Origin of the sequence: Paraburkholderia sp. BCC1876 (genome assembly GCF_902833695.1) — a bacterium.
Lineage (GTDB): Bacteria > Pseudomonadota > Gammaproteobacteria > Burkholderiales > Burkholderiaceae > Paraburkholderia.
Genome location: NZ_CADFGI010000017.1, coordinates 45,585 through 67,596, shown reverse-complemented (window position 1 = coordinate 67,596; position 22,012 = coordinate 45,585). Strand labels below are relative to the sequence as shown.

At 62.4% G+C, this 22,012-nt stretch carries 23 protein-coding genes; 10 read left to right on the top strand and 13 right to left on the bottom strand.

From position 1 onward, the window contains the following. Positions 1-405: 405 nt before the first annotated feature. A complete protein-coding gene (locus HWY05_RS36085; protein ID WP_176061310.1) occupies positions 406-1,398 on the bottom strand; it encodes a VacJ family lipoprotein in 993 nt (330 codons plus the stop codon). Positions 1,399-1,400: 2 nt separating this feature from the next. Beyond that, on the bottom strand, positions 1,401-4,016 hold the full coding sequence (locus tag HWY05_RS36080) for an MMPL family transporter (RefSeq protein WP_176061309.1): 2,616 nt from the start codon (positions 4,014-4,016) through the stop codon (positions 1,401-1,403). A 213-nt stretch (positions 4,017-4,229) separates the two neighbouring features. Between HWY05_RS36080 and HWY05_RS36075 the strand changes: the two genes are divergently transcribed. Next, a complete protein-coding gene (locus HWY05_RS36075) occupies positions 4,230-4,835 on the top strand; it encodes an ABC transporter substrate-binding protein (RefSeq protein WP_035560547.1) in 606 nt (201 codons plus the stop codon). Positions 4,836-5,075: 240 nt separating this feature from the next. On the opposite strand, the gene ispH is transcribed toward HWY05_RS36075, so the two are convergent. Beyond that, on the bottom strand, positions 5,076-6,020 hold the full coding sequence (gene ispH, locus HWY05_RS36070; RefSeq protein WP_035560544.1) for a 4-hydroxy-3-methylbut-2-enyl diphosphate reductase: 945 nt from the start codon (positions 6,018-6,020) through the stop codon (positions 5,076-5,078). 329 nt (positions 6,021-6,349) lie between these two features. On the opposite strand from ispH, the gene hpnC reads away from it, so the two are divergent. Next, positions 6,350-7,216 (top strand): squalene synthase HpnC, encoded by an 867-nt coding sequence (gene hpnC, locus HWY05_RS36065; protein WP_035560542.1) that lies wholly within the window; start codon positions 6,350-6,352, stop codon positions 7,214-7,216. Continuing rightward, positions 7,216-8,388, top strand: coding sequence for a glycosyltransferase (locus HWY05_RS36060; RefSeq protein WP_176061308.1), 1,173 nt, complete (start codon positions 7,216-7,218; stop codon positions 8,386-8,388). Before hpnC ends, HWY05_RS36060 begins: the two co-directional genes overlap by 1 nt. Positions 8,389-8,444: 56 nt before the next feature. On the opposite strand, the gene HWY05_RS36055 is transcribed toward HWY05_RS36060, so the two are convergent. Beyond that, positions 8,445-9,002 carry a hypothetical protein gene (locus HWY05_RS36055; protein WP_176061307.1) on the bottom strand — a complete coding sequence of 186 codons (558 nt, stop codon included), beginning with the start codon at positions 9,000-9,002 and terminating at the stop codon, positions 8,445-8,447. Between the two features lie 137 nt (positions 9,003-9,139). After that, complete coding sequence (gene hpnA, locus HWY05_RS36050) at positions 9,140-10,162, bottom strand: hopanoid-associated sugar epimerase (RefSeq protein ID WP_035560518.1); 1,023 nt, start codon at positions 10,160-10,162, stop codon at positions 9,140-9,142. A gap of 169 nt (positions 10,163-10,331) precedes the next feature. Here hpnA and HWY05_RS36045 point away from each other — a divergent pair, with 169 nt between their 5' ends. Further along, a complete protein-coding gene (locus HWY05_RS36045; RefSeq protein WP_012428825.1) occupies positions 10,332-10,625 on the top strand; it encodes an acylphosphatase in 294 nt (97 codons plus the stop codon). A 129-nt stretch (positions 10,626-10,754) separates the two neighbouring features. Here the strand turns inward: HWY05_RS36045 and egtD are convergent, their stop codons facing one another. Continuing rightward, on the bottom strand, positions 10,755-11,735 hold the full coding sequence (gene egtD / locus HWY05_RS36040; RefSeq protein ID WP_035560517.1) for an L-histidine N(alpha)-methyltransferase: 981 nt from the start codon (positions 11,733-11,735) through the stop codon (positions 10,755-10,757). A gap of 615 nt (positions 11,736-12,350) precedes the next feature. Between egtD and rarD the strand changes: the two genes are divergently transcribed. Beyond that, positions 12,351-13,247 carry an EamA family transporter RarD gene (gene rarD / locus HWY05_RS36035; protein WP_176061306.1) on the top strand — a complete coding sequence of 299 codons (897 nt, stop codon included), beginning with the start codon at positions 12,351-12,353 and terminating at the stop codon, positions 13,245-13,247. A 39-nt stretch (positions 13,248-13,286) separates the two neighbouring features. On the opposite strand, the gene HWY05_RS36030 is transcribed toward rarD, so the two are convergent. After that, on the bottom strand, positions 13,287-13,826 hold the full coding sequence (locus HWY05_RS36030; RefSeq protein ID WP_035560511.1) for an Mpo1-like protein: 540 nt from the start codon (positions 13,824-13,826) through the stop codon (positions 13,287-13,289). A 91-nt stretch (positions 13,827-13,917) separates the two neighbouring features. On the opposite strand from HWY05_RS36030, the gene HWY05_RS36025 reads away from it, so the two are divergent. Both HWY05_RS36025 and HWY05_RS36020 read left to right on the top strand, forming a co-directional pair. Then, complete coding sequence (locus HWY05_RS36025) at positions 13,918-14,637, top strand: Crp/Fnr family transcriptional regulator (RefSeq protein ID WP_176061305.1); 720 nt, start codon at positions 13,918-13,920, stop codon at positions 14,635-14,637. Positions 14,638-14,845: 208 nt separating this feature from the next. Continuing rightward, a complete protein-coding gene (locus HWY05_RS36020; RefSeq protein WP_244146792.1) occupies positions 14,846-15,424 on the top strand; it encodes a lytic transglycosylase domain-containing protein in 579 nt (192 codons plus the stop codon). Positions 15,425-15,486: 62 nt separating this feature from the next. Here HWY05_RS36020 and HWY05_RS36015 read toward each other — a convergent pair whose 3' ends face one another. From HWY05_RS36015 to HWY05_RS36005, 3 genes are all read right to left on the bottom strand, one after another. After that, positions 15,487-16,371, bottom strand: coding sequence for a 4-hydroxy-tetrahydrodipicolinate synthase (locus tag HWY05_RS36015; protein WP_176061303.1), 885 nt, complete (start codon positions 16,369-16,371; stop codon positions 15,487-15,489). 2 nt (positions 16,372-16,373) lie between these two features. Further along, positions 16,374-16,718 carry a hypothetical protein gene (locus HWY05_RS36010; protein ID WP_176061302.1) on the bottom strand — a complete coding sequence of 115 codons (345 nt, stop codon included), beginning with the start codon at positions 16,716-16,718 and terminating at the stop codon, positions 16,374-16,376. A gap of 249 nt (positions 16,719-16,967) precedes the next feature. Next, complete coding sequence (locus HWY05_RS36005) at positions 16,968-17,348, bottom strand: hypothetical protein (protein ID WP_176061301.1); 381 nt, start codon at positions 17,346-17,348, stop codon at positions 16,968-16,970. Positions 17,349-17,872: 524 nt separating this feature from the next. On the opposite strand from HWY05_RS36005, the gene HWY05_RS36000 reads away from it, so the two are divergent. Together HWY05_RS36000 and HWY05_RS35995 are read left to right on the top strand one after the other, a co-directional pair. Beyond that, positions 17,873-18,175, top strand: a complete 303-nt coding sequence (locus HWY05_RS36000; protein WP_035560498.1) for a helix-turn-helix transcriptional regulator — start codon at positions 17,873-17,875, stop codon at positions 18,173-18,175. Continuing rightward, on the top strand, positions 18,172-19,395 hold the full coding sequence (locus HWY05_RS35995) for a type II toxin-antitoxin system HipA family toxin (RefSeq protein WP_176061300.1): 1,224 nt from the start codon (positions 18,172-18,174) through the stop codon (positions 19,393-19,395). The genes HWY05_RS36000 and HWY05_RS35995 overlap by 4 nt, the downstream gene beginning before the upstream one ends. Positions 19,396-19,410: 15 nt before the next feature. On the opposite strand, the gene HWY05_RS35990 is transcribed toward HWY05_RS35995, so the two are convergent. The 3 genes from HWY05_RS35990 to HWY05_RS35980 form a co-directional block, all read right to left on the bottom strand. Next, complete coding sequence (locus HWY05_RS35990) at positions 19,411-19,671, bottom strand: hypothetical protein (RefSeq protein ID WP_176061299.1); 261 nt, start codon at positions 19,669-19,671, stop codon at positions 19,411-19,413. Beyond that, on the bottom strand, positions 19,664-20,413 hold the full coding sequence (locus HWY05_RS35985) for a DNA/RNA non-specific endonuclease (RefSeq protein WP_176061298.1): 750 nt from the start codon (positions 20,411-20,413) through the stop codon (positions 19,664-19,666). Before HWY05_RS35985 ends, HWY05_RS35990 begins: the two co-directional genes overlap by 8 nt. A gap of 382 nt (positions 20,414-20,795) precedes the next feature. Next, the gene (locus tag HWY05_RS35980) at positions 20,796-21,155 is read right to left on the bottom strand and encodes a DUF3564 domain-containing protein (RefSeq protein WP_035560487.1); all 360 of its coding nucleotides are present in this window, start codon (positions 21,153-21,155) and stop codon (positions 20,796-20,798) included. Between the two features lie 160 nt (positions 21,156-21,315). Between HWY05_RS35980 and HWY05_RS35975 the strand changes: the two genes are divergently transcribed. Beyond that, on the top strand, positions 21,316-21,990 hold the full coding sequence (locus tag HWY05_RS35975; RefSeq protein WP_176061297.1) for a DUF4410 domain-containing protein: 675 nt from the start codon (positions 21,316-21,318) through the stop codon (positions 21,988-21,990). Positions 21,991-22,012 lie beyond the last annotated feature (22 nt).

The window sequence follows — 22,012 nt, the reverse complement described above, 5'->3', positions numbered from 1 at the left end:
TCCGCCTTGTACGGCGTTCAGCGCGGCACGCCAGCGTTTAGTGCTTCCTTTGCGCCGTTCTTAGGACGTAGACATAGGCGGCGACGATCAGTACGGTGATTCCGTCAATGATTCCGAGTGTGGGTAGGGGATTTGACCACTTATCCCTATTGGTCGTCATGGAGTAATGCGGAGGACCACCGCCATATGCTTCTTGCAGATTAAGTACGTTGAACGCGATTACCAGCGCCAGCAGGAGTAGCAGGAGCGCGCCCAAAACAACGACAGCAGTTCGGTTACGTGTCATGTCGGTATTTGACGGTCTGTCCATGCCGACTGTTGATCGTCAGCACGATGCAATAAAAAGGCGTATTCCCTAGGAGCTAGGGCGACGCCTTCGTCACTGCGATAAGCCGAGCAGGCTTTCTATTGAACGGCAGGCGCCGCCGCCGGCTGCTTACCCACTTCCGATGCGGGTTGCGGCGTCGGCGCTGCCGCGCCCGAAGCCGCCGCCGCCGCAGCCGGCATAACACTCGCCGCGCCGCTAGCCGGCGCATTGCCCGGGTCCGCGTAGTTCGGCACGCCCGCAGGCGCACCCGTAGCCGCCCCTGACGCCGCATTCGGCGCCTCGGCGGCATCGCCCGGATCGGCATAATTCGGCAAGCCGCCCGCCGTGCCCTTCGCGGGAGCTGCGGCACCGGAATCGCCCTGATCGTCATAGTTCGGCAACGGCGCCGCATTGTCGCCAGTACCGCGCAGACGCGCCTTGCGCTGCTGCGTGTACGCGTCCCGCACGAACGAGTACTTATCCAGCGCCGCCTGCTGCAACAGATCCGTCGCGCCCAGCAGGTCGGAACGCACACTCACGAACTGCAGGACGTACAGCGGATTGCGCAGCGCCGGCTCCATGTAGTTCAACGGGTTGAACTTCACGTCGACCACCAGCCCCATGCTGTCCCGCACCGTGCTCGGACCAAACAGCGGCAGAACCAGATACGGACCCGACGGCACGCCCCAGTGTCCCAGCGTCAGCCCGAAATCCTGATGATGCTTCGGCAGCCCGGCCGGCGTCGCCCAATCCAGCAGGCCGCCCAAACCGAAGGTCGAGTTGAACGCGAAGCGCACTAGGTCTTCGGTTGCGTCCGTGATCTTCAATTGCAGCAGCGCGTTCGCGGCGTTGCTCAGGTCGCCCAGATTCGAGAAGAAGTTGCTCACGGCCGTGCGCAACGGCTGCGGCGTCACTTTCTGATAACCCTGCGCGACGGGCCGCGCGACGTACGTGTCCAACCCGTCGTTGAATTTGAACACCACCCGGTTCACCGGCTCGAACGGGTCGCCGGGCTTGCGGTCGGGACCGGTCGCGCAGCCAGAGATCAGACCGGTGGCGGCCAGCGCCAGCACGGTGTTACGCAGCTTCATGCTTATATTCCTTTGTGCTTCGAGCGACGTGGACGCGGCTTGCCCATCAACACGGGTTGGAACACCACCGCGCCGATCAGCGTACAGAACAACGACAGCGCCAGCAGGCGTCCCATGCTGGACGTCCCCGGATGATGCGACAGCCAGAGGCTGCCGAACGCTGTCGCCGTAGTCGCCGCGCTGAACAGCACGGCGTGCGTCAGGCTCGACTGCAACAGGCCGGTCTGGCCGTTGCGCCATGCCATCACGAAGTAAATCTTGAATGCTACGCCGACGCCAAGCATCAGCGGCAGCGCAATGATATTCGCGAAGTTCAGCGGCATGCCGAACACCACGCACAACTCCAGGGTCACGAGCGCCGAGACCAGCAGCGGCACCAGCGTGCGCAGCATGTCGCCGACGCGCCGCAGCGCGATCCACAGCAGGATCGCGATCGACAGCAACGCCCAGCCGGCGGCCTGCAGGAACGCCTTGATGATCGTGTCGGCGGAATTCAGGATCGAAATCGGACCGCCGATCGCGTCCGGCTCCGCCTTCTTCACCGCGTGGACGAAGCTGGCGAGCACGGTGTCGTCGTTCGGATCGGCGCCGGGCTTGATCTTCGGCGCGATGTCGACGAGCGCGCGGCCGTCTTTCGACACCCAGCCGCTGGAGATTTCCTTCGGCAGATTCTCTCGGGTGATTTGAGTTGGCTGCAACAGATCCGCCAGCTGCTTCAGCGCGATGCGCAACGGCTCGGACAGCGCGGTTTCGGCGCGGTCGCGCGTGGCGGCGTCGGCGGCGGCGAGTTTTTGCAGCGTCGCGGACAAATGCTGGGCTTCGGCCGCGCCGGGGCCCGGATGATCTTCGGCGGCGAGCGAGAGCTGATTCGACGCGCGCTTGAGCGTGGCCACGCGCACGGCGTCTGTGGCGGCCGGCGCGGGTTGCTGCTGCAGCGCGGGCAGCAGTTGCTGCGCGGCGCTGGCGACCAGCATCATCTTTTGCTGCTGCTCGGTGGGGACGAACGTATCGAGCGTCGTGACGCGCCCCACTTCCGGCAACGTGCGCAGATGCGCGGCTTTTTTATCCGCGTCGGCGAGCGACGCCGCCAGCACATGCACGTTGTTGACCGAGGCTTCCGGCGAATCCTTCAGCGACAGCAGCGTTGCCATCGATTCCGTATGCGGATCCTTCAGATGCAGCGGGTTGAAGTCGAAGCGCAGATGCGTGAGCAGCGGCGACGCGCCGATCACGACGATCAGCGTGCCGATCAGCACCGGCTTGCGGTGATGGTCGAGAAAATCGTCGACGGGTGCGAGCTGCTTGAAACCCGGCGATGCGGCTTCGCCCGGCGGATTGAAGAGCTTCAACAGAGCCGGCAGCAGCGTCATGTTGGTGAAGTACGCGACGAACATGCCGACGCCGGCGATCTCACCCAACTCCGAAACGCCGCGATAAGCGGTCGGCAGGAACGAGAAGAAGCTCAACGCGACCGCTACGGCCGCAAGCGTCAGCGGCACGCCGATGCTGTGCGCCGTGTGCATGAGCGCGGCGGAAAGACGGTTGTCGCGATTGCGCTCCTCGCGATATTTGACGCCGAACTGCACGCCGAAATCGACCCCGAGCCCGACGAACAACACCATGAACGCGACCGAAATCATGTTCAGCGCGCCCACCAGCATCAGACCGAGCGCGGCGGTGATGGCGAGCCCGACGAACAGCGTGATGAACACGGCGGCGATCATGCGGCCCGAACGCAGCGCGAGCCACAGAATGATCAACACGACGATAAAGGTGCCGATGCCGTTCAGCGCCGCGCCGTCCTTGACCGACGCGAACTCTTCATCCGCGAGCGGCTGTTCGCCGGTCAGGCGGACGGTGGCGCCGTAGCGCGCTTCGAGGTGCAGCGCCACGGCGGTCGCGCGGATCGATTTCGACGCGCTCGCGCCCGGTTCCAGCGCGTCGTAGTTCACGACCGGCTGCACGACGACGAACGCGCGCGCCGGGTTGGTGGCGACGCCCTTGTCGACCAGCGCGCGCCACGAGAACGCGGCCGGCTGTCCGGCCAGCACGCGATCGAGCGTGGTCGCGCTGGTCGACAGCAGATGGCTCATGTCGGCGAGCTTCACCTGACCCAACTGCAGCGGCAGCAACAGGCTCGTGGTGAGCGTGCCGGCGAGGCCGGTCAGGCTCGGATCGTGCGCGAGCGCATTGACCAGCGGACGCGACTGCACGAGTTGCGACGTGGTGGACAGGACTTCGTCGGTGGACGGAAACAGCAGGCCGTTGTGATCGAAGAACGGACCGCCGGCCGGCTGCGATACCTGCACGAACTCCTTCGGATCGGCTTTCAGCGCGGCGGTCAGCGCGTCGGCGGCGGCGTCGGCGAATTCCGGCGCGCGCGCCTCGACGACCACCAGCACGGTATCGCCGCGATCCGGGAAAGCCTGATCCATCGCGTGTTCGAGCGACGTCCATTGCTTGTCCGTGTCGATCAGACGGCTGATGTCCGTGTTGATCTTGAAGTTATGGGCCACGTAGATGCCGCTCAGAACGGCGAGCGCGAGCGACACGGCGACGATCCGTAGCGGATATCGCACCGAGTAGGCGACGAGACGGACAATAGATGACTTCAGCATGTAGGCGAAACTGGCCTTATCACGGGACGTTGTTTTTGACGAAAGTGCACAAGTATACAGAGCCCGAGGGATCCGGGCCGTATTCGGTAGCAAGTACAGCGCCCGGTGCGGCGCATCGGGGTGGGAACGCAATATCGGTATACTGGTCTATCCTGCTTTCGCCGCGGCTGACAAGGCTGTCGGCACTTACTTCTTTCAGGTTTTGACGAGCGTATGAAACGTTATCTGTCTGCTTTTCTGGCTGCGGCCCTGGTTTCCACGGCAGCTTTTGCGCAAAGCGCGCCTGATGCCGTGGTAAAAGGTGCCGTCGAGGGCACGGTCGCTGCCATGAAGGCCGACCCGCAAGCGCGTGGCGGCGATATGAACAAAATCACGCAGCTCGTGGAGACGCGCTTCCTGCCGGCCACGGATTTCCAGCGCACCACGCGGATCGCCGTGGGCAAAGCCTGGTCGACCGCTACGCCTGATCAGCAGAAACAGCTCTATGACCAGTTCACGCTGCTGCTGGTTCGCACGTATGCGGCATCGCTGTCGCAATTGCGCGATCAGGACGTGAAGTTCAAGTTCTTGCCGGTCGATGCATCGGCGGGCGCTAAAGACATCGTGGTGCAATCGCACGTGATCAGCAACGGCGGCGACGACGCGATCGACTACCGCCTGACCAAGGGACCGTCCGGCTGGAAGGTCTACGACATCAACATGATGGGCGCCTGGCTGATCCAGGTTTATCAGACGCAGTTTGCGGATCAGATTTCGAAGGGTGGCGTCGACGGCCTGATCAAGTTCCTGACCGCGCACAACGCGCGTAGTGCAGGCTAAGGACTTGAGGGTTAAGGCCACCTACGTTTAAACGTAGCGCCCTTAGCGGCGGGGCCAAAGAAAAAGCGCGGTGGCCCGAAAGCCACCGCGCTTTTTTATGTCTCCGGCATCACAATCGGTCAGAAGCGGTGCGAAGCCGCCTCATGTACCGCCTAGTGTGCTGCCGCTGTCGCTGCCCGCGCGTTCTTGCCGCGGACATTGTGCGGCCAAGATTGCAGCGGAATAGACAACACGCTCTCTTTAAACTTCGCGTGCGGCGAGCGGTTGCAGCAGTTTCGCCGGCAACTTGAATTCGACTTTCTCTTCACGGCCTGACATCGTCGTGACGTCGACGGGTCCCAACGCGCTCAGCGCATCGATCACGTTTCTGACCATTTCTTCCGGTGCCGAAGCGCCGGCGGTGATGCCGACCGTCTGCACATTCGCAAACCACTCCGGCTTCACTTCCGAACCGTCGGCGACGAGGTAGCTCGCCACACCGCTTTCGCTGCCGATCTCGCGCAGCCGGTTCGAGTTCGAGCTATTGGTGGCGCCCACCACCAGCAGCACTTCCACCTGCTTGCTCAATTCGCGCACCGCCGCCTGGCGGTTTTGCGTTGCATAGCAGATGTCGCGCGTGTCCGGTCCGACGATGTCGGTGAAGCGGCGCAGCAACGCGTCGATGATGCCGCGCGTGTCATCGACCGACAGCGTGGTCTGCGTGACGTAAGCGAGCGGCGTGTCGAGCGGCAGATCCAGATGCGCGACCTCGGCTTCGCTCTGCACCAGGATCACTTTGCCGGGGATCTGACCGATCGTGCCTTCCACTTCCGGATGCCCGGCGTGGCCGATCAGGATCAGCGTGCGGCCCGAGCCGACATACTGGCGACCCTGCACGTGCACTTTGGTGACCAGCGGACAGGTTGCGTCGAGCACGTCGAGACCGCGCGCTTCCGCGTCACGTTCGACGGTTTGAGCGACACCGTGCGCGCTGAAAATGGCAACGGCGCCTTGCGGCACTTCATCGAGTTCCTCGACGAAGCGCGCGCCCTTCTGGCGCAGATTGTCGACCACATGACGATTGTGGACAATCTCGTGACGGACGTACACGGGGGCCCCGTGTTGCTGTAACGCGCGATCGACAATCTCGATTGCACGAACAACACCCGCACAAAAGCCGCGGGGTTGAGCAAGGATGACTCGCATAAGTTGGCGAACTCCGACTGACGCGGGTTTCGAAGAAGTCGGTAAGTTTGACTTTATCGCCGCGACCATCTAATTAGTTGACGTCTTGAGCCCCGGCGACCGCCGGTACAGCAAAACCAAACGCGCATTCTAACGCTATCAGGCCGGCTTTGCTTTGGCGGCCCCGCCGGGTGTTGGGCGGGCGCTGCATTACCGGCCTGGGTTCGGCGCCACCGCGGGGGCATGCGGCAATGATTACACGCTGCGCCGGATTGGCGGAACCCTTAAACTACGGGGTCCTGCGGCGCGCTCGGGCGCCCGCATTACAGAATGGTTTCGAGGCTCGCTGGATGGAAGTCGATCACTCCGAAAATTTTCCGGTCGCGAGCGTGTTGCTGCCTAAGGCGCTGCGCGCGCCCATCGGCATTATCTATCAAGTTGTCCGCACGGCGGCCGACATCGCCGACGAAGGCGACTGGAGCGCGGCCGAGCGGCACGCCCGGCTCGCCGACTTCCGCGCCGGTCTCGACGCGGTCGCGGAGCGGCGCGCGGCGCCGGTGCATCCGCTGCTGTTCGGCAAGCTGGCCGGCGTGGCGGCGCAATATAAACTGCCGCTCGCGCCGTTCTACGATCTGTTGCGGGCGTGCGCGCAAGACATCGATACCCGCCGTTATGCGGATCGGGCCGCGCTTCTCGACTATTGCCGCCACTCGGCGAATCCGGTCGGGCACCTGATGCTGCATCTGGTGGGCGCGGCCACGCCGGAGAATCTCGCTGACGCCGACGCGATCTGCACCGCGTCGCAACTCATCAGCTTCTGGCTCGAAGTCACCGACGACTGGAAAAAGGATCGGCTGTATCTGCCGCTCGCGGATCTGAAGCGCTTCGGCGTGACCGAGGCGCAGATCGCCAACGGCCTCGCCGACGACGCCTGGCGCGCACTGATGGCGCACGAGGTGTCGTTTGTCCGGAGCACGCTGGTGCGCGGCGCGCCGCTCGCGTTGCGGATTCCGGGGCGGCTCGGGTTCGAGCTGTGCGGCGCCGTGCACGGCGGTCTGCGCTTTCTCGAGCGAATCGAGCGCGCGGGTTACGACGTGTTTCGCGAGCGGTTGGAACTCAATGCGTTTGACTGGTGCGTCGTCGCGGCGCGCACCGTGGTGATGTGGCTATCGCGACGCGTCGGTGTGGCGGCGCGTTCAATCGAGGGTAATGCTTAATGGCGGTGGTTCTGTTTCTTCTTTCGTGTCTCTCCCTGTTGATCTGGTGCGTGCTGCTGTTCGCGCGCGGCGGTTTCTGGCGCGCGCGGCCTGCGGCGCCGCTGGCGCTCACGCCGCGCGAAACCTGGCCGGCGGTGGCCGCCGTGGTGCCGGCGCGCAATGAGGTCGAGGTGATCGCCGAGGCGGTCACGAGTCTGCTTCAGCAGGACTATCCCGGCGACTTCCACGTGATCGTGGTCGACGACCACAGCACCGACGGTACCGCCGACGCCGCACGCGCCGCTGCATTGCAGTTGCAATGCCCCGACCGTTTGACGGTGCTGAGCGCGAAGCCGCTGCCGCCGGGTTGGTCCGGCAAGGTGTGGGCGCAGTCGCAAGGTATCGAGGCGGTGCGCACGCTTGGCCTGCCGGCGGACTTTCTGCTGCTGACCGACGCGGACATCGGCCATCCCGCGGATGCGGTCGCGCAACTCGTCGCGCGGGCGGACGCGGAACAGCGCGATCTGGTCTCGCTGATGGTGCGTCTGCGGTGCGATTCGTTCTGGGAGAAGGCGCTGATCCCGGCGTTCGTTTTCTTCTTCGCCAAGCTGTACCCGTTCGCGTGGGTGAACAACCCGCGCAATCGCACGGCGGCTGCGGCCGGTGGCTGCATGCTGGTGCGACGCAGCGCGCTTGAGGAAGCGGGCGGTATCGAGTCGATCCGCGCCGAACTGATCGACGATTGCAGCCTCGCTGCGCGCATCAAGCATCGCGGCACGGGGCGTCATCCGATCCGGCTGGATGTGGCGGCGCGTAGCGTCTCGCTGCGTCCGTACGATAGCTGGCGCGAGATCTGGAACATGATCGCGCGTACGGCCTTTACACAGTTGCATTACTCGCCGCTGCTGCTCGCCGGCACGCTGCTGGGCATGACGATCATCTATCTGATGCCGCCGGTCGCAGCGCTGGTGCTGGGCCCGATGGGCTGGCCCGCGTGGCTCGCGTGGGCCGCCATGTGCTGCGCGTATGCGCCGATGCTCAGTTATTACCGCCGTTCGCCGCTGTGGGCGCCGTTTCTGCCGTTGATCGCGCTGTTTTATGTCGGCGCGACGTTTGCGTCGGCGGTGCGTTACTGGCGCGGCAAGGGCGGGCAGTGGAAGGCGCGCGTTCAGGCGCCGGTGCAGGAACGCTGATGCGGTTTGTCCCGGTTGAGTGAGCAAAAAAATGGCGCCTTCGAAGGCGCCATTTTTTATTTGCTCTGCGTAAGCATCATGTAGAGCTGAATCACCATGTCGGGTGAAAAGGTGAACGGCACCCAGCCGTGCCCCGTATGGCGCATGACCAGCAAACGGTCACCGTTCGACTGCTTCTGTACCGCCATGACCGGGTTCTTGGTCGACACGAAGCGCCAGCCCGGCGGAATACCCGGCGGCGGCTCCGGCGTCATCGAAGCGCGCGCGTTCGACAATTCCTCGATCAGTTTGCCGATCTGGTCCGGACGCAGCGCGACGGTCTGACCGCCGATCGTCATCGTGATCTCGTTCTGGCCGGGGCGATTGATTTCGAGCGTGGGTGGAACCGGCTCGGCCGGTTCTTCGACCACCGCCGACGGCGCTTGCTCAGCCACGGCGGTTTCAGCCACGACATCGTTCGCGTGCGATTCGGGCGCGACGTGATCCGCCGACGCTTGCGGCGCAACGGTCTCTGCGGGTGTCTCGGGAGTATTGTCGGCCGGCGGGGCCACGACAGCCTGAATGAGCTGATCGACGCCCATTTCCAGCGCGCCGAGCTGTTCGTGAAGATTCATGCGAGGTTTCTCTGGTAAGACCTACGATTTTACCTGCTGCGCGTAGGCTTTTACCTGCCGCAAACACAGTGACGTTGTAACAAAATGCTGGCGGCCGCGCCGGTTTGCCGGGCGCGGACCGCTTACTCGAGCTGGTTTCAGCGCTTCGAGCCGGGCGTCAGATAGCCCGCTTGCCTGAACCAGTCGAGCGCGTCGCTCAAGCCTTCGCGGTAGGGCCGCGCGCGATAACCGAGCTCGCGCTCCGCTTTCGCCGAGGTGAAGTACATCTTGTTCTTCGACATCTTCAGACCGTCGACGGTGACGAACGGTTCACGCTTCGTGATCTTCGCGACCGCTTCGGCGCCCATCGCGAGCGGATACAACGGCCAGCGCGGCAGACTCAGCGTCGGCGCCTTGCGACCGGTTAGCGCCGCGATATCCGCGAGCATCTGCTGCAACGGCAGATTTTCGCCGCCGAGAATGTAGCGCTCGCCGATCTTGCCGCGTTCCAGTGCCAGAAAATGGCCGGCGGCCACGTCGTCCACATGCACGAGATTCAGGCCCGTGTCGACGAACGCGGGAATCTTGCCGAGCGCCGCTTCGACGATGATGCGGCCGGTCGGCGTCGGTTTGACGTCGCGCGGACCGATTGGCGTCGACGGATTGACGATCACTGCCGGCAGGCCGTCTTCGGCGATCATGCGTTCCACCGCGCGTTCGGCCAGCACCTTGCTGCGCTTGTACACGCCGATCGCCTGATCGGCTTTGAGCGGCGAGGTTTCGTCGGCGGACTGGCCGGAACTGGTCACCTTCAGCGTCGCCACGCTGCTCGTGTAGACGATGCGTTCGACGCCTTCCTTCAGCGCCGCGCGCATGGTCGCCTCGGTGCCTTCGAGATTCGAGCGCTCGATTTCGCTCGGGTCCGGCGCCCACAGTCGATAATCCGCCGCCACGTGCAGCAGATAGCGCACGCCTCGCAACGCGATGCGCATCGACGCTTCGTCGCGCATATCGCCGACGACGATTTCCGCATCCAATGCCTCGACGTTTTGACGCGGACTGGTGGCGCGCACCAGCACGCGCACCTTGAAACCCTTCTGTTGCGCAATGCGTGCCACCGACGAGCCGACGAAGCCGGAAGCGCCGGTCACGAGCACGAGATCGCGATTCTGTTCGCTCATTCTGTTTCCATTCCCTGCATGACAGTCGACGGATTGTACGTGCCGCGCGCGCCGTGTGTCGCGCCGGGTGCGCCGGGCAGGCGCTCGGAGGGTGGACATTGCCGAGCAAGCTCGTCGCGACGCGGCTAGAATGCCGGCTTGAAAGTTGAGTTGCATGGGAGAACACGGCATGGCCCCGGATCTGGATCAGCGGATCGAAACGTATTACGTGCGCGTACGCGGCACCGTGCAGGGCGTCGGCTTTCGCCACGCGACCGTGCGGCAGGCTCACGCGCTCGGTATCAAAGGATGGGTGGCGAATCTCGACGACGGATCGGTCGAAGCCATGTTGCAGGGCTCGGCCAATCAGGTCGACCGGATGCTGTCGTGGTTGCGGCATGGACCGCCGGCGGCGCGCGTGACCGAGGTGGCCGGCGAAGAACGCGCGACCGAAAAGCGTTACGAGCGTTTCGAGCAGCACTGAGCGAGTCGACTCCGCGCTGAATGAAAAAGGCGGGCCGCCATCACACGGATGGCGGCCCGCCTTGTTCATTTGCGCTGGTGAATCGGCTTTGCTTGAGCGTTCAGCCGGCGTCTGCGTCCACGTCCGCGTTTAGCGCGCTACCAGCAAACTTTCCGCAAAACCCCATTCGTCTTCGACCCACTGATGACTGCATACGAAGCCGGCATCGTCGGCGATCGCGGGCATTTCTTCCGCGCGATATTTGTGGCTGCTCTCGGTCCAGATCGTTTCGCCCGCCTTCAGCGACACCGTCAACTGCGCGGCGCCGACGTGCGCGGTGATATCGCGCTTCGCGCGTAGATGCATTTCGATGCTGCGCGCGTCCGGATTGAAACGCGCGACGTGCTCGAACGCCTCGAGCGGAAAATCGCCGTCGAGTTCACGGTTGATGCGCGCCAGCAGATTCAGATTGAACGACGCCGTGACACCGACCGCGTCGTCATACGCGGCGATCAGCACCGGCGTCGGCTTGATCAGATCGGTGCCGAGCAGCAACGCGTCGCCGGGGGCGAGCATGTTGCGGATGTCGCGCAGAAAACGCGTGGCCGCGAGCCGGCCGAAATTGCCGATCGTGCTGCCGAGAAACAGCACGAGCAACCGGTCGTCCGCCGCGCGGTCCTTGCTGACTTCGGCCAGACCGGCGAGATAGTCGCGTTCGTAACCGACAATCGAAATCCGCTCGATGTCGCCGAGTTCGCGCCGGCACAACTGCAACGCGCTGCGCGAAATTTCAATCGGGCAGTAAGAAGTAGGGCGTTTTTTACACAGCGCTTCAAGAATGCGCCGCGTTTTACGTCCACTGCCGCTGCCGAGTTCGGCGACGGTCACGTCATGCGGCAAATGCGCGACGATGTCCGCCGCATGCTTCGCGAGCAGCCGCTCTTCGGCGCGCGTCACGCCGTATTCGGGCAGCACGGTGATGACTTCGAACAACGCGGAGCCGACTTCGTCGTACAGATACTTCGACGGCAGTTCCTTTTGCGGCGTGTGCGTGAGTCCGGCGCGGACTTCGGCGGCGAAGGTGGAGCGGAAGTCGGGTGAAGCATCGTGCGAGAGGGCTGGCTGGGTCATGGTGGCTCCAGTAGTCACATTCGGTGAGCGGAGTTGCCGGCAGTGCGGTGACAGGCATGTTGAAACGCTGTCGAGGCATGCCGCGGAAGAGTCGGGCGGGCTCGTCCGTTGGACGTGTTGTGCCGGCCCGGCTCGGGGATGCTGCACAAGCTGTATCGCCCATGAGAAATTTCAGCGGGGCGTTGCGAACGACAAGGCGTACAGCGTCGCAAGACTTCGTAGCAAGATTCGCGCTTGAGCCGGCTTGGGTGGCTGCGAGAGACGCTGCCGGATGAAAAGCCCACGCTTGGCTGGTCGCGCGTGAAGTTAAGTTCTAGTGCATCGATACGTGATGCGCACGGAATAATTTGCAGCTTGATGACGGGAAAGCGCAAAGCCGTGTATGACCAACCCGTCTAGAATGCCGGCTTGCGCTGCCTGATGAACCGACTGAAAAACTGGAACGCAGTGAGCTCGTAGACACAGCTCGCCATACTGCACCGCCTGCTTAAGAGACACGCCGCTAATGACGACCCGCCTCGCCGCGCTGCCGGATGCTGCGCTGCAAACAACATCGCTTGCAACGGGATTTGCAACTGCCTCGCCCATTACCGCGATCGCGCCGCGGACCGTGCAATGAACCAGTATGACCCAAAGCGCGGCATCGCGTTGTCTGTCGGCGCGTCCGCGCTGTTTGCATTACTGTCCGCTTACGCAACGCTGCTCGCGCCGCTCAGTGGCCTCGATATCTTCGCGTGGCGGATCATCTGGACCGTGCCCGGCGCGCTTCTGCTGGTCGCGTTGCGTAAGCGCCTGCCGATTCTCCGGCAGCTTCTTTACCGCATGGTGACCGAGCCGACACTCGGTGTGGCGATGATCGTCAGCGCCGTTCTGCTGGGCGCGCAACTGTGGGTATTTCTGTGGGCGCCGCTGCATGGCCGCATGCTTGAAGTCTCGCTCGGCTATTTTCTGTTGCCGCTGGTGATGGTGCTGGTCGGCCGGTTCTACTATCACGAACATCTCGACGGCTTGCAGTGGCTCGCCGTGATTTGCGCCGCCGCGGGCGTCGCCCATGAACTGTGGGCGACCGGTGCCTTCTCGTGGCCGACCTTGCTCGTTGCGCTCGGCTATCCGCCGTACTTCATATTGCGCCGCAAAATCAATCAGGATTCGCTCGCCATGTTCACCGTCGAAATGGCGTTGCTACTGCCGGCAGCGATTGTCTTCGCGATCAGCGGCGGGTCGCTGGCGGCGATTGGCGGCCGTCTGGACATGTGGTTTTTATTGCTGCCAGGCCTCGGCGCATTGAGCACGCTCGCGCTCGCTTCGTATCTGAAGGCGAGTCGCCTGTTGCCGGTCGCGCTGTTCGGCATTCTCGGTTATGTCGAGCCGGTGTTGCTCGTGCTGGTTTCGATCATGCTGCTCGGCGAAACGCTGAACGCCGCGCAACTGGCCACGTATATCCCGATCTGGATCGCGGTCGCGTTGACCGCGTTGCATAGTGTGCGACTGGTTCGATTGGCGCCGAATTGAAGCGCTTACGACGTGTCGCGCTATGCCATGCCATGCGGCTCAGTGATGCGCCGCCGCCCGCTCCGCATTGATACGCGTCGGCCCGACTTGCGCTTCGATCGCCTCGCGCAGCGCGGGACGCCAGCCGAAGCCGAACAACGCTTCCGCGAGAACGAACAGCGGGCCGATCATCAGTCCGATGACGTCGTCGACGAAAGCCGGCTTGCGATGTTCATAAGCCACATGGCCAATGAACTGAAACACCCAGCCGATCACAAACAAACCAACGCCGGTCGCAATCCAGATCAAAGTGGATTGCGCGGCGATCCACTGCCCGAACGCGACACACACGACCGACACGACCGCCATCATCACGCCGAGCGGCACGTCGAGCACGAGGTAATAAACAGTCGCCGCGCCGAATAACAGCCACGCTGGCGACACCATAAACGGCAACGCGCCGACCGCGAAAGCGGGACGGCTCATCAGAACCGCAAGCGCCACCACGATCATCGGAATGCCGATGAAATGCGTGGCGATATTGCGCCGGTCGCGATGGTAAGCCGCGTATTGCGTCAGTTGTTGCGTCAGCGTTCTCATGGATGCCCCTCGTCCGTCAAAGTCAGCATAATCGCGGGCAGCGGAATTTGAAACCATCGGGTAGCCGACAATCGGGCACGGATGCCGTCCTATGACTGCGAGTTTTTCATCGAACGAGAATGAATTGAGCGCGCTGCTGGCGCGCAGCGCGTGGTTCCGCTCGGCGCCGGCCGACATGCAGGCGCAGTTGATCGAAGCGGGGCGCGTGGAGCGCCTCGTTGCCGGGCAGCGGCTTTTCACACGGGGCGACTCCGACGACGGCCTCTACTGCGTGCTCGACGGTCTGGTGAGAATTGGCGCGGCCAGTTCGGCCGGCAAGGAGGCCTTGCTTGCCGTGATCGAACCGGTGAACTGGTTCGGCGAGATCGCGCTGTTCGACAATCGGCCGCGAACCCATAACGCGTATGCCGAACGCGATTCTGTGCTGTTTCATGTGACGCGCGCCGTGCTTGCCGCAATGCTCGAACGGTCGCCCGCGTATTGGCATGTGTTCGGTTTGCTGCTGACGCAAAAGCTGCGCCTCGCGTTCGACGCAATCGAAGAAGCCGCGTTACTGCCTGCCGCGCAGCGCGTGGCGCGCCGGTTACTGCTCATGGCGGGGGGTTATGGTGAACCTGGCGCACTGCGGCGCGTGCTGAAGGTGCCGCAGGAAGATCTGGCGATGATGCTGGCGTTGTCGCGGCAGACCATCAACCAGGTGCTGAAGCAGTTCGAAACGCAAGGGGCGTTGAAGCTCGGCTACGCCGAGATCGAAATTATCGATGCAAAAAAACTCGGCGCACTAGCGGAACTCGATCCTGCCGCGGAGTGAAACACGCACTGCCCCGCCGGATCGCGCGGCATCTTTATAAGCATTTTACGGCGCGCCCCTGTTTCTTTGGCGATTCGCTATACCAAGCCCGGTAAGGTCGAGACACTCCGGGTCAGGAAGCGAAAACATGCATGGAAATAGCGTTCTGGATGGTGTGCAGAGACAACGACAAGCCGGGCGAACTTGCCCGGCATCTCGCCTGACGACGATGCTCGCGGCGATCGCGTTTTCGTTCGGCGTTGCCGCGCAGGCGGCCGATGCGCAGTCGGCGGTGGCCATACCGACTACGGTTGCGGTCGCAGGTAATTCGATCAGCGCTTCAATGAGCACCTCGACGAGCGACTCGACGCCCGGGTCCACGCTCCCATCGCTCAGCGACATCACCGCGATGCTACGCGCGCAATTCCGCGTCGCGCCGATGGAATCGATGAAGATCGCACGTGCCGTGTTGACCGAAGCGGACCGCCGTGCGATCTCGCCGGTATTGCTGCTCGCGGTAATGTCGGTCGAGTCGAGCTTCGATCGCCACGCGGTGAGTGTGGCTGGTGCGCGAGGCTTGATGCAGGTGCTGCCCGCAGCACATCCGCAATTGATCGCCGTGACGACCGATCTGTCCGATCCGGCGATCAACGTGCGTATCGGTACGACGATTTTGCGCGACTACCTCGACGCGAGCGGCGGCGATCTCGAAGCTGCGTTGCTTCGCTATAGCGGCGGCGGTCGTGGCTACGCGCGGCGCGTTGTGTTGCGCATGCAAAGTTTCGACGCGAGTCTGCGCCGCGAATGACGAAGCCATTCGCGGCGCGTTTTTAGTTCGCGATGGGTACGGCGACGTGGAAGACGAACCGCTCAGTTCGTCGCGCCGGCAAACTCGGCGCGCAGATCCTGCAAGCGGTCGCGCGCCGTGCTCAACCGCTCGACGAGTTGCGCCGGTGCACGCGTAATCGGCATGCGGGTCTCGTCGCTGAGCGAATGATCGAAGGCGAGCATGGCCTTGATGGCCGACGGATTCGGCGCCGCGAACAGCAGACGCAACACCGGCAGCAAACTGGCGAATAGCGTACGCGCGTCCATCGCGCGATCGGCATGGATCAGTTCCTGCACCGCGATCAGCAGATCCGCGCAAACATGTGCGCTGGCGAGAATGCCGCCTGCGCCGCCGTGATGCAGGCAGTCGTCGAAGGCTTCGTCGGTGCCGCACAGTACGTTGACGGGCAGTGCGCTCAGCTTCTCGAAGTGTTCCCTCACGCACTCCTTGATCGCGACGATATTCGCGTGTTCGACGAGCCGCGCGACCGTCTCCGGCGCGATTGTCACGCCGGTTCGGTGCGGCACGTTGTACAACACGATCGGGCGTTCGGTGGCGAGCGCCACCTGGTCGAAATGCCACTGCACGCCAGCCTGATCCGGACACACATACGACGGCGCGGACACCAGATAGCCGGCGCAATCCCAGCGCTCGTAGCGCTGAATATCGTGCAGGACATCACGCGTGTTCGAGCCGCCGACGCCGATCAGCATCGGCAATCGCTGGCCGACCACTTCCGTGAGCGCTTGCAGCACGGTGAGACGTTCGGCTTCCTGTAACAAAGCGGCTTCGCCTGTCGTGGACAGCGCAACGAAACCGCTGATTTCCGTGCGCAGATAGTAATCGGCGAGACGCTGCAGCGCGTCGATATCGACTTCGCCGTTACGCAGTGGCGTAACGATGGGCAACCAGATACCGGAGAACATGATCAACGCACCTTTGCGGTCGTACTGCCGCGTGTCACGGGGCCGATCAACGCGGCGGGGAGGGTCGAGATCAGGGTGTGCAGGGTGAAGTCGAGATCGTCGCGCGCAATGTTGAGTTGCACACGCACTTCGTCACGATCGGCTTCGGTACTGACCACATACACGCCGAGCGGCGAGTGAAGCAGTGCGCGCAACTGGGTGCCGGGAAGGTCGTGCGGGAGATGCGGCAGAGCGACTTGCAGGCGCACGCGCGCCGAGGGGAAGGGAAAAACGTTGTTACGTGACGGGGCCGGCGGTGCGTTGAGCGGTTGCGGAGCGAAGCTATCGATGGTTTGTGTGAGTGCCATTTAATCCGGCGTTCGTCGACGCCAGGGTTGATCAAGACAGTTCGAGATTAGACTTCCGCGGGTAAACGCAGTGCAAAAATTCGCGTGCCGATTGAAAAAATCATGCGGACTTTCTGACGGTGGACGCATGCTCTCTCACGAGACGCGCAAAAAAAAGGCGAGTCCGTAAACTCGCCCTCCCTGAACGGCACAGTGCGGCTTCGACTAACTACCCATGCATGGCCGATGCGTGCCGAAACCGATCACGTGTTATTGCGTCTTGGTCGTGTCGGTCTTTGCGCCGTCGACTTTCGCCGGGGCATTGCTGGCCTCTTTCGCGTTCTCCGTCTTGCTCTTCGCGGCGCTTGTTTCGACTGCGGCCTTCTTGGTGACCTTATGCGGCTTGGCCGTGTGGTGAGCGGCAACCTTCTTCACATGCGACTTGCTCGCGGCCTTGGTCGGCGCTTTCGTCGTCGCGGCGCCTTCGTCCGTTGCACCGGTTTGCACGGCGGTGCTGGCCTTCAGGTTCGCTTGACCGGCGGCCTGCGTTTGCGCAGGTTGTGCCGGTTGCGCGGCGGACGGTGCGGCCGTTTGAGCAAATGCGGTCGACACGACGAGAGCGGAAGCGAGAGCGGCGAAAAGCGTCTTCATGGTGTTACTCCTGGTTAAACCGGTGGTTTCTTGTATCGCGGCTGAATGTGTTCAGCGCTGCCGGTTTAACGTTGGCCGGAAGACAGGAGTTGACGACGCTCTGGTGACAAAACGTAACGGCTGAAACATGTCGGGGTACTGAATCAGGGGGGGCATTGCGTGCGGCAACATGGTGCTAGCTCGGCGAAGGTGAGGACGAAAATCGGCGAGTATTTTGTCTTTCGTATTGTCGGACGGCGTGAGGACGAACTGAGTGGAGAGAGCGAAGTTCAGGAGTTGAAAAAGTGGGGGAAAGCCGTGCCATTCGGATCGTCATCGGGGCATGAACGTTAGCTGCGAACTCCGCCTCGAAAATTGAGGTGCTATCGGTATTTAATCGGTAAATACATGCCGTTTAAAGCCATTTTTTGGCTTTAAACGGCAAATTCACGCCGGTTAATTTTCGATAAAAATTTGACCGTGCGTCGGCTAATCGGTAGAATATTGCCGATAAACCGTCATTCAGCCACCTAACCGGCGCAAAAATGAACTTTGAGCTTGCAAGTTCTCAAGAGGTTGCTCGCGAACTGGGCCAGCGGCTTCGCGAGCATCGCCTTGCCCAAAATCTTCAGCAGGAAGAGCTCGCGAGCCGCGCGGGCATATCGGAACGGGCCCTTCGCAATATCGAGCTGAATGGCCAGGCAACGCTCGACAACTTCCTTCGCGCGGTCATGGCTTTGGGCCTGGCGGGCGAGTTGGGCAACGTGTTCAATACGAAGCCGAGATCGATTCAGGCCATGGAGGCTGCCAACGTCAGGCGTCAGCGTGCTTCCCGGGGATCGTCATGAAGAAACTCAGCGTCATTTACGCGGGCTGGGGCGAGCGTTTCGAACTCGGTCAGCTCGCTGACGACGGCACCGATCTTCTGTTCGAATACTCAGCGGCTGCACTACAGCGAGGCCTCAGCCTGTCTCCGTTCAAGATGCCGCTTGCACCCACCACCTACGGAAACTTTCCGGCGTATCAGTTGGGGTTGCCGGGACTCGTGAGCGACGCGTTGCCGGATGGCTGGGGCATGCTCCTGATGGACCGGCTGTTCCGCAAGCAGGGCTGGGACACACGCCGCCTGTCTCCGCTCGACCGCCTTGCGTTCATCGGCGAAAAAGCGATGGGTGCGCTCGCCTTTGAGCCGAACGCCGGTGAAGCGCTCGATCCTCAGGATGTCGAACTCATCACGCTTGCTCAAGACGTCCGGCAGGTCATGGTTGACGGAAGCGAGCCACTCTTGCGCGAGCTGGCTTTAATGGGTGGCTCGCCGCACGGCGCCCGCCCGAAAGTTCTGGTCAACTTCGACCCGAACTCCAACCGGATGTCTAATACCGAGCAGGGTGCCGGGACACCGTGGCTGGTGAAATTCCCGGCGCAGCACGACGACAAGGAGGTCTGCGCCGTCGAGGCAATGTACGGTGTGATCGCCGCGGCGTGTGATCTTCGAATGCCCGTTACTCGCTACTTTGACCTTGGGTCCTCGCTATCGGCGTTCGGCATAGAGCGGTTCGACCGCACCGAAGGCAAGCGGGTGCCGATGCACACGGCAGCAGGCGTGGCCCACGCCGATTTCCGTGTGCCGCAGATGGACTACGTCACGCTTTTGCGGTTGACGCAGTTCATGACGCGCGACGCGCGCGAAGTTCAGCAAGCGTTTGAGCGGTGCGTGTTCAACGTCGTATTCAACAATCGCGATGACCATGCCAAAAACTTTTCTTTCGTGCTGGCATCGGACGACCGTTGGCGCTTCTCGCCCGCGTACGATCTGACGTTCAACGGCGGCCCCGGCGGTGAGCATCAGATGGACATCTGCGGCGAGGCAAGGGCCCCTGGCCGCGAGCATCTGATGAAGCTTGCAGGCATGACCGGTGTCGAACCGCGCATGGCGTCGCTTGCCATCGAACGTATTGCTACGCTTGCGTCAACGTTCCGGGAATTTGCCGACGGCTTGCCTATCACGAGTGAAACGCTGGACGTGATGGAGCGTGCCGTCAAAGAGAATCAGTCGCGGATGGTCTGATTCCTCACCGACACGTCACTGAAACGGATTCCGCACCACGCCCGGTTTCAGATCCGGTTCGTCTTTCACCTTCGCAGGCAGATTCGCTTGCGCCTGCAACGCGGCGACGACGGCATCCACCGCTGCCTTAAGCGCAAGCGCTGCTTTCAGCCCGGCTTGATCCTGCGTCAATTCCAGCGTGCCGTTCAGCACGACGCGCGTCGTGCCGTTGCTCAGTGTGAACGCGTCGCCCTGAATGTTGAGCACGTCGTCATCGTTCGAATAGGGTTTAAACACCTTTTAGTCCTCCCGGTCGCTGATCTTTGAGGTTCTCCGGAATGCCCGGAAAACGGATGCCCGATGCGGCTTCGAGTTCGTGAATCGTCTTGATGTCGTAACGGTTGGTCGAGACATTGTCCACCATCACTGCGAAGGCCAGTTTGCGCGACGGCACGTAGACGACCTTGAACAACTGCGTCGGCACGAACACGCGCGTCGGTCCGATGGTCTGCAACTGCTGACCGTTGAAGAGCGGACCGGTGACCACATACGTATCGCCGTACGACATCGCGATCTTGCGCACGGAGGTTTCGATACGTGCCCACAGCCGCTGATTGTTCTCGCGATTCTGCGGCACGACATTGGCCAGCGAGAACGACTGCGCCATCGCCTCCTGATTCCAGCGATTACCCGCCGGACTCATATGACCACGATCGAAACCGCTGCGCTTATAGTCCGCGAGCGTCGCGCCTTCGCCGTCCGGCAAGCGCGCGTCTTCGAAGAACTTGTTGGTGCGCACCATGTCTTTGGCGGCTTCGATATGGTCGGGCGTCAGATGCTCGGCGGACCACAACGGACCGTGCGTGAGACCGGAATGCAGCACCGCGAAATCGCTATAGCAAAGCATGCGCGTTTTCGGCGCCATCTTCTGATTGGTCAGAACCGGCCATTGCGCGTTTGGAGTGAACTCGGTGCAGGAGGGCGCTGCGCTCGCGTGTGCGGCAACAGCGAATAACAGACAGGCAAACCACTTCTTCATGTGTCGGTCGGTCGAGGGATAGGGCCGCAAGTATAGCGTCGCGAGCGCAATTCGAGCGATGCGAAACACTGCGAAAAACCGGAAGAAGAAAGCGGAGTGCTACGGTGTGCCGCGTTGAAGAAGAGACGTGAATGTGGTGTGCGCGGCGTGGTCGCAATCGCGTCGCACCAAAAAAAACGGGCCGCTTTGCAGCGACCCTAATGCGTGGAGTTCCAACTCTACGGATGGAAACTTAAGACGGGCTTAAAGGCATAAACGACGAAATTCAACGAGAGAAGTTCGGCAAGGAAGACGCGAACGCACGTGCGAATTTCTCTTCAGCAAGACCGTGCTCGCACTGACACAAAGCCATTCCTACCGACACAAAAGAAAGCGCCAGAACTCAATTACCGAACACGCTATTCTCGGCACGGACCGTCTGACGATCCACCGCCTGCAACCGCCAGAATCCGCTTGTCGGCGCGCGCGTCGGCAGAGCCGTCCAGGCCGCAGCGCCTTGCGCCGCGCTCACGCGCTGCTTGCGATCCACATGCAAGCCACGCAACGTGCACAGCGGCGCATCCGTGCTGGGCGCACAGAGGGTCGTCACGCCGTCCTCGTCGTGCAACTCGCCCCATGGCGGAAGATCGATCCCTTGATGCGCCTCTCTCGACCACCGATGTTCTTCGGTGTCGAGCCATAGCACGGCGTAGTCGTGGCTGACGGTGGGATCCGAACCGTTGATGAGAATGGTTAGGCGCATGGCAGTTCCGTACAGATTGCGAAGTTTGGCTATACCAGTCTAGGCGGCGACGTGCGTTATTCAAGTCTAGAAGTATCAGGTTCCGACACGAAAAAAACGAACGCGCCACGCACGCGGCGGTACGATAGCCGCGTCGTGATGACGTCCGCGGAGGCGCGCCATGCTGCATCGATTGCTGCGGTACACGGTGGTGACGGGATGCCTGACTACGGCAGCGATGTCCGGCGTCGCGGCGGACAACGCGCCGTTCGCCGCGCCGGCGCCGATTGTCTATGTGGCTGATTTCGACCTCGACGTCGCGAACGTAACGCCGGACAGTGGCCCAGGGCAGCGCGTGCGCCGTCTGCGCGGTTTGCTGCCGAGCGGGCCGGGCCCGTTGGGGCAGGATAAAAATCCGCAGGACCACGCGAAACACATCGTCGACGAGATGGCCGACGCGCTGACCGACGATTTGAAAAAGGGCGGCGTGGATGCGCGTCGCAGCGCACCCGGTCAACCGTTGCCGCCAGCGGGCTGGCAGGTGCGCGGCGTGTTTCTGAACGTCGACGACGGCAATCGTCTGCGCCGTGCAATGGTCGGCTTCGGCGCCGGCCAGAACACTATTCAGGTAGCGGTCTCGTGCGATAGCCTGGGGGCGGCCGATCTGCCGCCGCTCTATCAGGCCGTTGAAGAGGCCGACAGCAAGAACAAGCCGGGCGCGGTCATCAAGCTGAATCCCTACGTGATCGCCGCGAAATTCGTGATGGCGAAAGGCGACGAGAAAAAGACGATCGAGAAAACCGCTCAGGAGATCTCGGACGCGGTGATCGCCAAACTGCATGGCGCGGCGCAGTAAGACGACGTAAAGCGGCTAAGCG